At 39.3% G+C, this 14,957-nt stretch carries 15 protein-coding genes and 1 pseudogene; 3 read left to right on the forward strand and 13 right to left on the reverse strand.

From position 1 onward, the window contains the following. Nucleotides 1-5: 5 nt before the first annotated feature. The 4 genes and pseudogenes from FIU87_RS10470 to FIU87_RS10485 all read right to left on the reverse strand — a co-directional run bounded on the left by FIU87_RS10470 (nt 6) and on the right by FIU87_RS10485 (nt 4,246). On the reverse strand, nt 6-1,175 hold the full coding sequence (locus FIU87_RS10470) for a M20 family metallopeptidase (protein WP_152444544.1): 1,170 nt from the start codon (nt 1,173-1,175) through the stop codon (nt 6-8). A 267-nt stretch (nt 1,176-1,442) separates the two neighbouring features. Continuing rightward, nucleotides 1,443-1,526 (reverse strand): annotated as a pseudogene (locus FIU87_RS10475) (YjcZ family sporulation protein); the annotation flags it as partial. A gap of 101 nt (nt 1,527-1,627) precedes the next feature. Continuing rightward, on the reverse strand, nt 1,628-2,857 hold the full coding sequence (locus tag FIU87_RS10480) for an aminopeptidase (RefSeq protein ID WP_152444546.1): 1,230 nt from the start codon (nt 2,855-2,857) through the stop codon (nt 1,628-1,630). A gap of 111 nt (nt 2,858-2,968) precedes the next feature. Then, complete coding sequence (locus FIU87_RS10485) at nt 2,969-4,246, reverse strand: hypothetical protein (RefSeq protein ID WP_152444547.1); 1,278 nt, start codon at nt 4,244-4,246, stop codon at nt 2,969-2,971. Nucleotides 4,247-4,414: 168 nt separating this feature from the next. Here FIU87_RS10485 and FIU87_RS10490 point away from each other — a divergent pair, with 168 nt between their 5' ends. Then, on the forward strand, nt 4,415-5,188 hold the full coding sequence (locus FIU87_RS10490; protein ID WP_152444548.1) for an AraC family transcriptional regulator: 774 nt from the start codon (nt 4,415-4,417) through the stop codon (nt 5,186-5,188). Between the two features lie 8 nt (nt 5,189-5,196). Here FIU87_RS10490 and dat read toward each other — a convergent pair whose 3' ends face one another. From dat to FIU87_RS10505, 3 genes are all read right to left on the reverse strand, one after another. Then, the gene (gene dat, locus FIU87_RS10495; RefSeq protein WP_152444549.1) at nt 5,197-6,054 is read right to left on the reverse strand and encodes a D-amino-acid transaminase; all 858 of its coding nucleotides are present in this window, start codon (nt 6,052-6,054) and stop codon (nt 5,197-5,199) included. Between the two features lie 3 nt (nt 6,055-6,057). Continuing rightward, nucleotides 6,058-6,837: an exodeoxyribonuclease III gene (locus tag FIU87_RS10500; protein WP_152444550.1), complete on the reverse strand. Its 780-nt coding sequence runs from the start codon at nt 6,835-6,837 to the stop codon at nt 6,058-6,060. Between the two features lie 89 nt (nt 6,838-6,926). Next, nucleotides 6,927-7,829, reverse strand: a complete 903-nt coding sequence (locus FIU87_RS10505) for a DUF899 family protein (RefSeq protein ID WP_152444551.1) — start codon at nt 7,827-7,829, stop codon at nt 6,927-6,929. A gap of 178 nt (nt 7,830-8,007) precedes the next feature. Here FIU87_RS10505 and FIU87_RS10510 point away from each other — a divergent pair, with 178 nt between their 5' ends. Continuing rightward, the gene (locus FIU87_RS10510) at nt 8,008-8,346 is read left to right on the forward strand and encodes a hypothetical protein (protein ID WP_152444552.1); all 339 of its coding nucleotides are present in this window, start codon (nt 8,008-8,010) and stop codon (nt 8,344-8,346) included. Nucleotides 8,347-8,471: 125 nt separating this feature from the next. On the opposite strand, the gene FIU87_RS10515 is transcribed toward FIU87_RS10510, so the two are convergent. The 6 genes from FIU87_RS10515 to FIU87_RS10540 form a co-directional block, all read right to left on the reverse strand. Next, nucleotides 8,472-8,786: a ferredoxin family protein gene (locus tag FIU87_RS10515; protein WP_152444553.1), complete on the reverse strand. Its 315-nt coding sequence runs from the start codon at nt 8,784-8,786 to the stop codon at nt 8,472-8,474. Further along, nucleotides 8,768-10,063: an FAD-dependent oxidoreductase gene (locus FIU87_RS10520; protein ID WP_152444554.1), complete on the reverse strand. Its 1,296-nt coding sequence runs from the start codon at nt 10,061-10,063 to the stop codon at nt 8,768-8,770. The genes FIU87_RS10515 and FIU87_RS10520 overlap by 19 nt, the downstream gene beginning before the upstream one ends. Next, nucleotides 10,064-11,086: an electron transfer flavoprotein subunit alpha/FixB family protein gene (locus FIU87_RS10525; protein ID WP_152444555.1), complete on the reverse strand. Its 1,023-nt coding sequence runs from the start codon at nt 11,084-11,086 to the stop codon at nt 10,064-10,066. It abuts the gene before it with no gap. Further along, nucleotides 11,083-11,913 (reverse strand): electron transfer flavoprotein subunit beta/FixA family protein, encoded by an 831-nt coding sequence (locus FIU87_RS10530; protein ID WP_152444556.1) that lies wholly within the window; start codon nt 11,911-11,913, stop codon nt 11,083-11,085. Before FIU87_RS10530 ends, FIU87_RS10525 begins: the two co-directional genes overlap by 4 nt. A 235-nt stretch (nt 11,914-12,148) precedes the next feature. Further along, the gene (locus tag FIU87_RS10535) at nt 12,149-12,766 is read right to left on the reverse strand and encodes an NUDIX hydrolase (protein WP_152444557.1); all 618 of its coding nucleotides are present in this window, start codon (nt 12,764-12,766) and stop codon (nt 12,149-12,151) included. A gap of 55 nt (nt 12,767-12,821) precedes the next feature. Then, nucleotides 12,822-13,700: a LysR family transcriptional regulator gene (locus tag FIU87_RS10540; RefSeq protein WP_152446506.1), complete on the reverse strand. Its 879-nt coding sequence runs from the start codon at nt 13,698-13,700 to the stop codon at nt 12,822-12,824. Nucleotides 13,701-13,811: 111 nt separating this feature from the next. Here FIU87_RS10540 and FIU87_RS10545 point away from each other — a divergent pair, with 111 nt between their 5' ends. Further along, complete coding sequence (locus tag FIU87_RS10545) at nt 13,812-14,918, forward strand: citrate synthase/methylcitrate synthase (RefSeq protein WP_152444558.1); 1,107 nt, start codon at nt 13,812-13,814, stop codon at nt 14,916-14,918. The last annotated feature ends 39 nt before the right edge of the window (nt 14,919-14,957 follow it).

Below are 14,957 nucleotides of genomic sequence, written 5' to 3' on the forward strand. Positions count from 1 at the left end.
TTGGGTTACTTTTTTGATTTTGCAAATTCATTCTTTATTTTTTCTAAAACGTCTGGGTTTGTTAGTAATTCGTATGCAGTAAGCGCCATAGCTTTTGCCCCAAGCATCATGGCTTCTTTCCCCTGTTCGCTCAACGCAGCATCTCGAAATTCTGTCGTATGGCAGCTATACAATTCATTACAAATTTTTATATAAGGATGAATGGCTGGACAAACGAGACTAACATTTCCCATATCTAAGGATCCTGAGCCATCTCTATTATCCATAATTTCTGATGAATCTACTCCAAGCGCTTCCAATTGTTGAGTAAAAACATCTGATAGTCCTTCGTTTGTGACCATATTGTCATAAGAAAGCTCATAATGAGACATTTCCATTCTCGCGCCAGTCATCATGGCGGCACCTTCTGCAATGGCAACGACCTTTTTCACCAGGTCATTTACATAGCCTCTAGTCTTTGCACGAACATAAAACTGTGCAACGGCATACTCTGGGACGACATTTGCAGCTTTCCCACCTTCAGGAATAATACCATGAATTCTTGTATCAGATGTTACATGCTGTCTAATGGCATTGATTCCATTGAAGGTTTGAATGACAGCATCAAGTGCATTTATTCCTTGTTCAGGACTTGCAGCAGCATGGGCAGGTCTACCGAAGAATTCAAACTGTATGGCATCCATTGCAAGGGAAGTTCCACTCTTTACATACGAATGAAGGGGATGAACCATCATGGCTGCATCAAGTTGGTCAAACAAGCCTTGTTCTGCCATGGTCACTTTTCCACCCTTTGTTTCTTCTGCTGGAGTTCCAAAGACAATAACCTTGCCTCCAGTTTCTTTTAGCACCTTACTAGTTGCGATTCCTGCGGCTATCCCCATCGTACCTATTAAATTATGTCCGCAAGCATGACCGATTTCAGGTAATGCATCATATTCACACATAAATCCAATTATTGGGCCTGGTACTCCGCTATCGTAAGTTGCTTCAAAAGCAGTTTCTAAGCCACAAACTCCCGTCTCTACTTGAAACCCATGTTGTGCTAGATTTTCTGCCAAGATTTTAGATGATTTAAATTCTTCATGGCCCAATTCTGGATTTTCCCCAATGTATGTACTGATATCATAGAAACTCTGTTGTTGCTCGTCCAAAAACTTTATCATTGAATCCTTCATATCTATCCCCAACCCAACGTTATTATTTGTAAAAAATATCGTAACACGAAACATTACGGAAATATAATTTTTTGCTTATACTAGGCTGTCTTCGCAACCATCATCGCTTTTTTAAGATCAGCTCCACTAATTGACAGTTACTGCCGTTTTCTTTTCGTGGCTCTTTAGTTCACCAATATCTTTGAAAAAGAAACAACTTTTTAGAAAAGAGCTTAATAGAAAAAGGCTGGATATCAACTCCAGCCTCTTCTTCCCTGCTTATCATTATTATTTTACAAAACCTGCACCCGCAATTATTAAGATAATAAAGAGAACCACTATGAGCGCAAAGCCTCCACCATAATTACCACCAGACATGAGAAAACCTCCCTAACATAGATTACAATACAATCTATGCGTGATACATGTCCTTCGTATAGGCAGTAGTGACATAGGGGACTAAAACATTGGTTCTATGCCCAGTTCCCCTTTTTAAACAAGGGTATTTTTTCACCAGTGCTCGTAATCCCATCAATATCCATATCACTAGTACCAATCATAAAATCTACGTGAGTAATGCTAGAATTTGCTCCACAAGCTTCTAGTTCTTCATCAGACATCTTCTTGCCACCCTCTAGAGCAAAGGAGTAGGCGTTCCCAATTGCTAAATGATGGGAAGCATTTTCATCAAATAAGGTATTATAAAAAATTAGATTGGTATTGGAAATTGGTGAGTCATGTGGAACTAATGCTACTTCTCCTAAGTAATGCGACCCTTCATCTGTTTCTATTAATTTTGCAAGCGTTTCATTACCTTCTGCTGCTTCGTAGGAAACAATGCGGCCGTTTTCAAATGTAAGTGCAAAGTCTTCAATTAGATTACCACCATAGTTTAGAGGCTTAGAGCTTCTCACCGTTCCATTGACGCCAGTTTTCAAAGGAGTGGTAAAGACTTCTTCTGTTGGCATATTTGCGATAAAGGATACTCCATCCTCATTGATGCTTTCTGGTCCAATCCACAAATGTTTTTCAGGAAGCTCAATGGTTAAATCGGTGCCTTCAGCTCGGTAGTGAAGTGCTTTGAATTTCTTTTCGTTTAGAAACTCTACTTTTTCATTTAATTTAGTTTTATGATTGATCCATGCTTGCACTGGGTCATCAAGATTAGCTCTAGTAGCATGGAAAATGGCTTCCCAAAGCTTTTCTTCTTGTTCTTTTTCAGGAAGATCTGGAAATACTTTTTCCGACCAGCCTTTGGATGGTACGGCAATTATCGACCAACTGATTTTATCGGCCATGACCATTTTCCGGTACCCTTTGGTAGCCTCACCAGCAGCTTTTTGCAAGGAAGCAATCTTCTCCGCGTCGACTCCTTTTAAAAGGTCTGGATTCACCGAGGTGATAGCAAGCATGGCAGCACCTTCAGAGTATGCTTTCTCTAGCATTTCCGCTTTCCATGCAGGAAAATAACCAAATGATTGATCTGGTGCGTAATCATAGCGGATCCTTGTGACTTCTTCATCTGTCCACTCAATTTGGACAAGCTTTGCTCCTGCTTCATAGGCCTTTTTTGTCACTAATCTAACGAATGGTGCAGTCGCTATGTCAGCGTTTACAATTAATGTTTGACCTTCTTGAATATTTACCCCTACCTTTACAGCGAGGTCTGCGTATTTTTCCATTGTGTGTAAAAATGCGTTCATTACAATACCCCCTCTATGTATATCCTGTGTTACCAAAAATATCATGTCCCGCTTCTTTTGTCTAGTGGACGAAAAAACAGCAACAGTAAATACTGCTGCTGTTACATAATATTACTTAGTAATAACTGTTTCTACTCGAGGTAAACGATTGCTGAAAAATGACATGCCATGTTTGAAAGCTGCTAATCCATATAACATACTACTCCAGTCAATGAGCGTTACTTTAGTTGGATACCAGCGATTAGGTTGCTCTAAATGCCACCAGGATAAACGATGAAGTCCATATTTATAAGCTGCTCTAAACTTTTGCTCATCTTCTTTATCTTGAGGGTTTTCATATACATCATACGGAATGTGTATGGAATATTGTGCATACAAATCATAAATCCCTGCTGGATACACAGGAAGATAACCTCCAATAATATAAGAAGAAGCAATGTTATGCGGTGCATTGTTTATTTTATCAGCATGATACATATCCACTAATCCGTCATTGGGACCTGCCCCATAACCCCAAATATAAGATGGTACATCGTCTAGCTCTTTCCACTTTAATCTGTCAGCTAAACACGCATTGTTGAAATAGTGATGATATGTTTTGCTATCGGCATATTCTGGGACCAAATAATAAGGAAATTGATGGACAAAGGAAGACAGGAATGCTCCCGGATGATCATTTAGAACTGCGAGGCCTCTAAAATCCTCCTGAGACAATTGATCGATCTTGTCTTCTGCGAAATTGTTATGCCACAGGTCTTGGATAGATTGGTCTTCAGGTTTCCCAAGTAGTGCTAAATACGACACCATCACATATTCATTAAATGCTGGAAGAGGGGCAATTCCTTTTCCATCCTTTGAAATCATGTTGATAACACCCTTATCCTTATCTGCAACCACAATACTCCAATCAATAGAATAAAGAAGCTTTTCCGCCATTTCTAAAATGCGTGGTTCTTTATCTTGGAATTGCTTGCCAGCAAACAATGCACCTGTAATTAATAAAGTAGTATCAATCGTAGAGTATTCAGAGTGTAGATTCTCGCCAGATTCCATGTCAACGAAGTGAGCGAAAAATCCAGTCTCCTCATCCTTTGCTACATGACACCCTTCTATTTCACCTGACACACCTTTTAATGTGATGAGGGCTTTTTCTGAAGCTTGTTCATCCCACCCCTCTTCATCAGCGATGGCTAAACTAATCAATCCCACACCTGTTGCAGCGATAGAGCTCCGATAATCTGGGTTTTCCCCTAGTGTCATATATCCATCTGCATACAACCCTGTTCTTGGGTTTCTGGAAGCTTCATACAGAGCATAAGCGTCAAAGTATTGACGGTCGAAAAACGTTTTTATTTTTGTAGGGAGTGTTTCATAATGGTTAGTAGGCATGGACGGTTCTCCTTCCTCTTTTAGAAATTGTACATTTTATTAAAATAAACCTAGTAAAAAATATTTCAAAAACTATAGTTAATCATATATAATAACGAATAAAAAGAAAATAGACAAAACGATACTATTTGGATGATTTATCGATTTATTTCTTTTATAAACCAGTAAATGGGAGTGGGGCTCTTGTGTGCGATTCATGGCGTTTTTTACGATATCGCCCCTTCTTGGAGCGTAGAAAAAGCGAAGGGATTAGACACCCTCGTTTTTGTAACAGAAGGAGTAGTAAACTATAAAATCGGAAGTGAGATAGTGCGACTCGAAAAGGGAGATTTGCTATATATCCCTGCAAGCTTTGAGCGAGAGTGGTCTAATGATGAACATGTTTCTCACAAAAAATATGCGGTTGTTTTTGAAAAAATGGAACAACCGTTTTCTGATGAAGAACTATTTTTCTATAAGCCAAGAAAATCAGGATATTATGAACAACGACTTGCTTTTTTATATGAACAGTGGCTAGGTGGGAGAATCCTATTTCAAGAAATCTCTGAAAATATCCTTTCAGAGCTTCTTCTTTTAATTTCGCAAGAAAAAGCAGAATGGCAGACATCTCCTGTAAAAGAATCGACTGTTAGAGAGCTTCAGGAGTTTGTTTTAGCGAACTATCGAAGAAACATTACCATAGAGGAATTAGCTGATATAGTTGATGTCACACCTAATTATGTAACGGTCATATTTAAGGAAGTGTTAGATATTACTCCTATCCAATATCTTCATCAGCTGCGAATAAATTCAGCTTCACATTTGATCAAAGCAACGAATATGTCAATAAAAGAAGTATCAGAGTATTTAGGGTACTGTGATCAATCTTATTTTAATCGAATGTTCAAAAAGCATATGGGATTTCCGCCATCGCAAATAAAAAGTAAAATGCAAAAAGCTTAGAGCATCCTCTAAGCTTTTTCTGTCGTTTGTACCTCTATTTTTACAGCTTCTCGAAAAGCTTGTTGCAATTTTAACGTAATCGGTCCAGGTTTACCATTATGGTATACGGTATCATCCACTTGAATGATAGGCATAACCTCACTTGTGGTGGAGGTTAAAAACACTTCATCTGCTTGAAGCAGTTCTGCACTAGAGAAAGGGGTAGTCTCATATTTCCACCCATGTTCATCCATAATTTGTAGTAGCTTCGTCCTTGTGATTCCATTTAAAATTTTGTTGTTTGCAGGATGCGTTTTTACCACATTAGCTTTCACGATGAAAATATTAGATAATGTTCCTTCTGTTACTGTATCTTCTCTGATTAAAATAGTTTCAGTTACCCCTGCTTGGGATGCCTTTTGTTTCATCATCACATTATAGAGAAGGTTTAAGCTCTTAATATCACAACGAAGCCAACGCAAGTCTTCGCCAGTAATGGCCTTTACCCCACTTTTCTGTGTCGGCAGGACATCTGTAAAAGGCAATGGATAGGCAATAAGGATGGGTTTTAAGGTTTCATCATAGTGATGTGTTCTAGGTGCCACCCCTCTAGTAATCTGTAAATATAGCCCGCCTTTTTTCATGTCATTTGCTTGGATGAGATTGGTTAGGTGCTGTTTTAGTTCTTTTTGGGTGAAGGGTATTTTCATTCCGACTTCATGTGCGCTACGGTAAAGTCTTTCTAAATGCTCGGTAAACGTAAATGGAATACCATCATAAATATTTACAACCTCATATACGCCATCTCCAAATTGATAGCCTCTGTCTTCAAAATCAACCTTCACGTCATTTTTATCAACAATAGTATCGTTCCAAAATATTTTCATAGGTTACTCCCCTACCTTTTCTCTATTCAGCTCTAGTATAACAGGGCAGTGATCACTTCCCATTACATGCCCATGAATATCTGCTGAGATTAAACTATTTTGCATGCGATTTGACACAATAAAATAATCAATTCGCCACCCTATGTTCCGCTCCCTTACCTTATTCATATAGGACCACCATGTAAATTTATCCTTAGCATCACTGTAAAAATAGCGGAAGCTGTCGGTAAAACCGAACTGAAGCATTCTAGTCATTTTCCCTCTTTCTTCCTCGGTAAAACCAGAATTACCGCGATTGGATTTCGGGTTTTTTAAATCTATTTCATGGTGTGCAACATTCAGATCTCCACAAACGATGACTGGCTTCTTGGCATCCAATTTCTTAACATATGAAAAAAATCTGTCTTCCCAATCCAGTCGAAATGGTAGTCTAGCCAAATCCCTTTGTGAATTTGGCGTGTAAACATTGATTAAGAAGAATGAGTCAAACTCTAAGGATACTATTCTTCCTTCCGGTTCTCTCTCATCAGATGACTCCTCATCTAAACCATATGTAACGTTAAGCGGTTTTATTTTCGTAAATACTGCTGTCCCTGAATAGCCCTTTTTCATAGCATAATTCCAATATTGATGATACCCATCTAGTGATAGCTCAATTTGGCCTTCCTGCAATTTTGTCTCCTGAACGCAAAAAATATCTGCATCCACGCTATGAAAATATTCTAAAAAGCCTTTTTTCACGCATGCTCGTAATCCATTAACATTCCAAGATACTAATTTCATAGATGTTCTAATTCTCCTTAGCTTTCTACATTTAGGCTAGTATAACAAAAAAATTCGCCTTTCGAAAAAGAAAAGCGAATTTCACTAGTTTACATTTCAAAGAGATGAAAGTGAAGGCCATACGGGTCCTTCATCATCACACTCTTTTCGTTATACTCCTTTGTCATCGTGCAGCCCTTTTCCATTAGGTCATGCATGGCTTCTTTTATGTCCTCTACTGCAAATTCAAAAAATACCTTTCCTTTTGACGACGCACTATCTTCAATAAAGAAATTTACGCCATTGATGATGAACTGTGTTTCATTTTCTTTATTCTTGATCTTTTGCATGCCGAATGTCTTTTCATAGAAATCCACCGCTTTCTCGTAGTCACTTACTTGAACAGCGATGTTGTTTGTTAACTGAAAGGCAGAACGGTCATTGATTTTTTTGTGCGGTTTGTAATTTGAATAGCCTGATGGCAGCATATCAAATAATGGCCACACGGCACAAAAGTCATCACCAGGTCCAAAAGGAGCATCCGCATGCTTATAAATATTGCCTTCTTTGTCTTTTGAAAAAATGGACACTCCAGGATAGTACAAGTTATCTTTAGCAAAGCCAGTATCTTCTTTAAATGTGGTGTCTTTTGTTGATACCATTGGGAAAACCCAGCTTCTTTCTGCGGCAACATTTTCTTGTACCTCTGTGGAATCAGGAGTCGAGACGACAAAAGCAGCTTTTCTTCTAATATGATGATATAGTCCGTTAAGGCCATCTGCCCAAGTCGTGCAATACATGCAGCTTTTTCCCATATTATGTACAACAATCAGTTCATCTTTTTCTTCAAATAAGTCCAAAAGCGAAACGTCACCTTGTCGAAACGACTTAAAAACATAATTCTTCACTTTCTTAGGTGCAACATTTCGCATCATCTCCGCCAATCGTTGCTTTTTTTCCATAATATCTTCTTGTAGTTTTTGAATCTCAGACAAAACTTCTGTTTGATTCACGACAAATCATCTCCTTTATTTTTCATATCATTATAATAAGTTCGTTTTTTGTTTTTGAAATCCCTTTCTTTATAGTAAACTCTTCATCATTAATTTTCTAAAAATACAAAATATTTTTGCTTGGCGTTCATATAATAATACAACTAATACTTAATCTAGGGACAAAGGAGCGATGAAGATGAATGAGGCTCGAAATTTTGGAGAATTTTATCCTAAGTCATTGGTGCCCATTAGTAAAAATGACCATGTGATTTTTTTGGAAAAAGTGACGGAAATGGACTGTTGTGATCAATTTAGCCATTGGCTCATTGCCTTAGAAGGCAAACAAATGAACCTCGGAGAAGATTATTATCACTGGCAGGTGGTAGTTTTCCCAGCTGAAATTGGCGGAAGTTTCGATTTTAAACACCCCCTTTATGTATCGTCATTCTTTCTATCAATAGACGAAGCAATCGATTTTACGACAGAAGTAGAAAAGATGGCAAAAGAAGGCCAACTCTATACAATAGCAGGATGATAAACACCGTAGTACCTGCGGGAAAAGAAAAATGTGTGTGTTTTTCTTTTCGGAAATGTTTGTGAAAAGATATACATACCCCCTCCTCTCTCCATAAAAAAACCCACCGCGATTGCGATAGGTTCCTAAGCTAGTCTGAACACGATTCCGTGCCCACCCTTTGGATATTCCCATTTAATATTTTGATGAGGACAGCCTATTCTACAGCTACCGCATTCATGACAGCCCTCATAGCCAACATGCATTCGTATTTCTTCCCATTTATAAATTTCTGCTGGACAGAAAATCGTACATATTTTATCTGGACATTTTGTTAAGCATATGTCCTCATCCATTACCGTTAAGTGTGATTTGGTGTCAGCATTGAAACGAACAAGATATTGTTTTTCTTCGATAGTTTGATATTTTTTCTGTTCACTCATTACTTCATCACCTTCCATGCCCGGTAAGCGTCTCGAGCTAATTTAAGTTTTTCTTTTGGAGAACCAAGATCCTTCCATATCTTTTTCTGTTTTTCCCATTTAGATTTTCCATCCACTGTAAACATCTGACTAGCAGCCTTGTTAACCATTGGAATGTACTGATCAAAATATTGCGGAAACTTATTAAAATGATGGGTGGAATCCTTGTACTTTTTCATATCCTGTCCGACAAAACTCTTCATAAGGTTTACTCGGTACTGATCAAGGGTGCTTTCAGAGAAATCACCTATAGCCATTGCTTCAAGAATCGTTTGGGCTGCAAGTCTTCCTGAAGTCATAGCAAGGTTGGAGCCTTCGCGATGAATAGCATTGACAAGTTGTGCCGCATCCCCAACAACTACCACCCCGTCTGCCACAATACGTCCCATAGATTTCAGTCCACCCTCTGGGATTAAGTGTGCCAAATACTCCACAGGTTCTCCGCCTGCTAGGTATGGTCGGACCATTGGATGATTTTTTACATATTCTAAAAGCTCATATGGTCTTATTTTATGCTCAATTAGCCCAGATAGAAGTGTTCCAACTCCGATACTTAGTGTATCTTTGTTTGTATATAAGAAACCTGTGCCTAGAATTCCTTTTGTTGCATCACCAAATAATTCAATCGTGCAGCCTTGGTTTTTTTCGAGATTGAATCTTTCTTCAATTGTTTTGGCATCTAGTTTGATGATTTCCATGGTGGCAAGTGCTACCTCATCCGGACGGTATTCTTTATGAAAGCCAAGTGATTTTCCGAGTAAAGAATTGACACCATCCGCCAGCACAACTACATCTGCATATACCTCGCCATCAGGGCGGTCAGTGCGGACGCCAACTACCTTCCCGTTTTCTACGATGCATTCTAACACTACTGTTTCATTAACGAGAAGCGCCCCTTGTTCTACTGCTTTGTTGGCAAACCATTGATCAAATTTTGCCCGCATTACGGTAAAATTATTGTACGGTTCCTGTGCCCATTCCAGACCCTTATACCCAAAGGTCACAGCGGACTCTTTGTCCATCATCATAAAGCGTTGTTCCACGACTGGGCGTTCAAGTGGTGCTTCCTTATGGAAATCTGGAATAATATCCTCCATCATTTTTCGGTACAGAACCCCACCCATCACGTTCTTACTGCCAGGGTACTCTCCTCTTTCTAGCAATAATACATTTGCTCCGCCCTTTGCAAGTTCATAAGCACAGGATATGCCGGCAGGTCCGGCACCAACCACGATACAATCAAACTTTTCTGGCATCTACACCTCAACCTCCTCTCCATGTAAAGCTTGCTTGAAAGCTTGAATCAATGCAGGAACTATTTCAAAGGCATCTCCAACGATCCCATAGTGGCAGGACTGGAAAATCGCAGCCTCTGGATCCTTGTTGATGGCAATAATTAGTCCGGAATTTTTCATCCCAACAATATGTTGAATGGCCCCTGAAATTCCTATTGCAAAATAGATTTTTGGTGTAACAGTAACCCCGGTTTGTCCAACCTGATGATGATGCTCCACCCATCCCGCCTCCACTACATCCCGACTTGCGCCAACTACTCCGCCAAGGGTATTCGCCAGGGTATGAATAAGGTCAAAGCCTTGTGCACTGCCGAGCCCTTTTCCGCCAGCGACGATAATATCGGCTTCATCTATTTTAATTTTCTTGGTTGTATGGCGGACAATTTCCAGCACTTTGGTTCGCATATCTTCTTCTTTAATAGCTATTGTTTCCTTAACCAGTTTACCTGTTCGACCTTTTTCCTGTTGGAGAGCCTTCATCACTTTAGGCCTCACAGTCGCCATTTGAGGTCGATATTTTTTACAGAGAATCGTCGCCATGATGTTTCCACCGAATGCCGGGCGGCTTGCTAGAAGTAATCCGGTATCCACTTCCACATCAAGTTCTGTGGTATCTGCCGTAAGACCTGTTGGTAGGTCCGTTGCAACGGCACTAGCCAGGTCCTTTCCTGTAGATGTTGCTCCGTAAAGAATGATTTCTGGTTTGTATTTTTCACTACAATGAAGAAGGGCTTTCATGAAAGACTCTGTTCGGTAAAGCTCAAATATTGGCTGGTCATACACATACACGGTATCCGCACCGTATTCGAAAACGGTGCTAGCAAGATGAGTGATATCGCTCCCGATTAAAACGCCAGCAAGTTCCGTGCCTCTTTTGTCTGCTAACTTTCGCCCCGCACCTAGCAATTCAAGGGACACTGGAGCAATCTTCCCTTCCTTTTCTTCCATGAAAACCCAGACACCGTGGTATTCTTCAAAGTTCATTCTAATCCCCTCATTTCCGCAAACAACTCTTTCTTTTCAAGTAATACGGATATTAGTTGTTGTACTTGTTCTTCGGGAGAACCTTCTAAAATTTTTCCGCCTTCTGGTTTAGGAGGTGCCCACACTTTTGCAACGATCGTAGGTGATCCTTTTAAGCCAAGCTGTTTTCTGTCAATTTCATCTAAATCGTTCACAGACCAGATATGCGGCTGATACCTGGCAGCCTTTAACATATTAGGAAAAGTGGAGTAAGGAACGTCATTTATTTCTTTTTCTACTGCTAGCAGGCATGGTAAGGAGGTACGAATAACCTCGTAGCCATCCTCTAGCTTCCTGTGAACGACCATGTTCGCTTCGTCCTTATTTACTTCTACTACTTTGTTTACAGAGGTAAGTGGCGGTATGTCAAGACGTCTTGCAATTCCAGGCCCAACTTGACCTGTATCTCCATCAATGGTCATCTTGCCGCAAATGATAAGGTCAATTGGTTTTATCTCACCAATTTTATCTAAGGCTTTTGTTAGTGCATAGCTGGTAGCTAGGGTGTCAGCGCCTGCAAATGCTCGGTCAGAAATCATATATCCCTCATCCGCACCAATTTCTATGCATTTTCGGATGGCTTTCACTGCTGGTGGTGGTCCCATTGTTAAGACGGACACGGTTCCGCCGTATTTGTTTTTTAAACGCACGGCTTCTTCTACTGCATGTGCGTCATATGGATTTAAAATTGCTGGGGCACTCGCCCGGTCCATGGTGTTTGTTTTGGGGTTCATTTTTATTACCTTGGTGTCCGGAACTTGTTTAATACAGGCAACAATATGAAGCAAAGTCAATCCCTCCTTACCTTCCTTTTGTAGAGAGCAATAGATAGGTATATTTGTCCCACTACTATTACTATATAAAGCTTGTACGGAGAAAATGACGATTTTTATAGAATTGTTTGAAGGTTGTGTTGTTGGGGAGATTTAATCCTGGAAAAAGATAATGAACATCAAAAGAGGCGTCAAGGCACCTCACGATGATGTTCATCTCCATGTTTTGTTTATAGACACTCTCTAACTATTAATCCGCATACACTTCCATATTGGGATTGTCATAATAAGCAAACATTTTCTGTAATTGGGTATATGTATTTCGATCTATGGACAACTCTGGAAGTTCATCTCTTCCAAAGAAATCTACATTCAAGGTTTCCATACCTGCCTGCGCTTTCCCTCCAATTATTTCACAACGGATAAACATTTTATAAACATGGTAGGGAGATGTAGGGTGTGGATGACACTTTTTGTCCATTACAGCTAAAAGTTTTCCAGGTTCTACATGTAGGCCAGCCTCTTCATAGACCTCTTTTACCGCAACCTCTTTGGGAGAGTAACCAATGTCTCCCCATCCACCAGGTAATGCCCATGCCCCGTCCTGTTGTTCTTTTACTAATAAAAGCTTTCCATCTTTAAAGACAACAGCCCTTACATCAACTTTTGGGGTCTGATAGCCAGTTTCATTTGCAAAAATGGTTCGAAGCTTTTCTTTTGGTACTCCCGTTCTATCCTCCATCATTTCCACGCTAATTTCCCTTAGTTGCGCAAACCTCTCCATATCGTATTTATCTTTGGAATAAGTTAGCCCTGCTTGAGCAATTGCTTGAAGCTGTTTGATCCATTCTATCCATTTGTCTGACATAGATACACTCCTTTTTCATAATAAGACATACTTCGATAAATAGATGGTATTTCCTTTAGAAATGATATTTTGATATAAAAGTAAGAAATTCTTTTTGAATAGAGTGTTCGTATTTCATTAAGGCGTAGGTACCGATTTCTGGTAAGCTGATAGAATGTACATTCACTTCCAATAAACTCCCTTCTAAAAGCTCGCGTCTAACGGTCGAGCGAGGAAGAATGGAAGCACCAAGGCCCTCGATAATAAATCGTTTGGTGATATGTGTTTGAGAAACCTTCATCATTTTGGTATTCGGGTATTTTATTTTAATCTGCTGACAAAGATCATCCCAGTAACCTGGATGATTATGAGTGAGAAATGAATATTCCTTAAAAATTAATTCTTCATCCATTGGCGAACCTCGTTCTAAATCATAACCATCATGAGGTACAACGAGTACGAGCGTATCAGAAGAAACGGGATAAGAGATGATTGGAGAAGCTATAGCATCCAGACAAGATAGACCAAAATCAACTGTCTCCTCAAAAAGTGCTTCCTCAATGAATGTGGATTCAATAATTTTGACAGTTATTTCAATGGTAGGGTGCTTTTTGATAAATTGCTTTAGCACAAAAGGTAAAATAGTATCTGCTATTGAAGGGGAAATTCCAATGATGAAAGATGATTGAAAGCCTTGTTGTATCGTTTGAATGTCTCTTAATCCTGCTTCATACCCCTTTAAAAGATCCTTCGCATGAATAAGAAACCTTCTCCCCTCTTCCGTAAGAATGACCTTTCTCCCCACTCGTTCAAATAGCTTTGCCCCAACCGTTTTTTCTAAAAGTTTAATATGAACAGTCACGGTAGGTTGAGATAAAAATAGAAGCTCTGCAGTTTTTCGAAAGTTGCTATGCTCTGCTGCCACTACAAATGTTTGGAGCCAGTTAAAGTCCATATGCATTCATTTCCTTTTGATTAAAGTTATTAATTATTTTGTTTAAAATAATTTAATTTTCATAATTAATTAAATTTTATACAATTTACGTAAAGAAAGGAAGGGATACAAATGGAAATTCAAAAAGGGTTAAAAGGTGTTGTGGTTTCAGAAACGCAAATAGGAGAAGTAGATGGAACGAATGGGAGGCTTGTTTATAGGGGTTATGAAATTGGTGAGCTTGCGTCAGCCTATACGTTTGAGGAAATAGCATATTTAATCTGGCATGGAGAGTTACCGTCACCTGAACAAAGGAAAAAAATCGTGCGGTCCTTTAAAGAAAAGCGAGGTCTCTCGCCTGTAATGGAAAATGTTTTAAAAGCACTTCCAAAAAACATGGAGCTCATGAATGTTCTTAGAACCGTGTTATCTGCTGAGGGTGATAACACATACTCGAGCAAACCAACAATAGAGGAGGCGATTAGACTCACAGCTGTTACCCCTACCATTATCGCCTCTCGCTTTAGACAATTAAAAGGGCAAACAATGATTGCACCAGATGCAAATCTAGGTCATGTTGAAAATTATTTATATATGTTAACAGGTGAAAGAATTCCACAAGCATCTATTAGGGTTCTAGAAACGTACATGAATTTAACTATGGAGCATGGGATGAATGCGTCAACTTTTTCTGCTAGAGTAACAACCTCCACTCAATCAGATATGGTATCTGCTGTAATCTCCGCTATTGGTACGATGAAAGGCCCTCTCCATGGTGGTGCGCCATCTGAAGTGATAGCTCTTCTCGATGAGCTTTCACAGGTAGAAAATATAGAGATGCATTTAAGGGAAAAAGTTAGAGCAGGCGAAAAGCTAATGGGATTTGGACATCGTGTGTATAAAACAAGCGATCCAAGAGCAGTAGCTTTAAAGAAGCTTTTAACAGATTCTTTTGGAAAAAACGATTGGTTAGATTTTTCAATACTAGTAGAACAATATGTGTTAAAGGTTTTAGCGGGAGAAAAGCCAGGTAAAAGCCTTCATACAAATGTAGAGTATTATGCTGCAGCAATTATGAAGGCCCTAGCCATGCAGCCGAGTTTGTTTACACCTACCTTTACTGCCAGCAGAATGGTAGGCTGGACAGCGCATGTCTTGGAGCAGGCGGAGGAAAATGTGATTTTTCGGCCTTTATCGAAGTATATAGGTCCGAAAACTAAAAAAGTTAACATAACTTAATTATGTTAAACAAAATAAAAACTCCGGTCTCACCTTAGT

The sequence above is a fragment of the Bacillus sp. THAF10 genome (genome assembly GCF_009363695.1).
In the GTDB taxonomy this organism is placed as follows: Bacteria; Bacillota; Bacilli; order Bacillales; family Bacillaceae_I; genus Sutcliffiella_A.

Bases quoted from the DNA above. Each gene is read 5' to 3' on its own strand.
- FIU87_RS10470 (WP_152444544.1), bottom strand. From the start codon at position 1,175: ATGAAGGATTCAATGATAAAGTTTTTGGACGAGCAACAACAGAGTTTC.
- FIU87_RS10480 (WP_152444546.1), bottom strand. From the start codon at position 2,857: ATGAACGCATTTTTACACACAATGGAAAAATACGCAGACCTCGCTGTA.
- FIU87_RS10485 (WP_152444547.1), bottom strand. From the start codon at position 4,246: ATGCCTACTAACCATTATGAAACACTCCCTACAAAAATAAAAACGTTT.
- FIU87_RS10490 (WP_152444548.1), top strand. From the start codon at position 4,415: ATGGGAGTGGGGCTCTTGTGTGCGATTCATGGCGTTTTTTACGATATC.
- dat (WP_152444549.1), bottom strand. From the start codon at position 6,054: ATGAAAATATTTTGGAACGATACTATTGTTGATAAAAATGACGTGAAG.
- FIU87_RS10500 (WP_152444550.1), bottom strand. From the start codon at position 6,837: ATGAAATTAGTATCTTGGAATGTTAATGGATTACGAGCATGCGTGAAA.
- FIU87_RS10510 (WP_152444552.1), top strand. From the start codon at position 8,008: ATGAATGAGGCTCGAAATTTTGGAGAATTTTATCCTAAGTCATTGGTG.
- FIU87_RS10515 (WP_152444553.1), bottom strand. From the start codon at position 8,786: ATGGAAGGTGATGAAGTAATGAGTGAACAGAAAAAATATCAAACTATC.
- FIU87_RS10520 (WP_152444554.1), bottom strand. From the start codon at position 10,063: ATGCCAGAAAAGTTTGATTGTATCGTGGTTGGTGCCGGACCTGCCGGC.
- FIU87_RS10525 (WP_152444555.1), bottom strand. From the start codon at position 11,086: ATGAACTTTGAAGAATACCACGGTGTCTGGGTTTTCATGGAAGAAAAG.
- FIU87_RS10535 (WP_152444557.1), bottom strand. From the start codon at position 12,766: ATGTCAGACAAATGGATAGAATGGATCAAACAGCTTCAAGCAATTGCT.
- FIU87_RS10540 (WP_152446506.1), bottom strand. From the start codon at position 13,700: ATGGACTTTAACTGGCTCCAAACATTTGTAGTGGCAGCAGAGCATAGC.
- FIU87_RS10545 (WP_152444558.1), top strand. From the start codon at position 13,812: ATGGAAATTCAAAAAGGGTTAAAAGGTGTTGTGGTTTCAGAAACGCAA.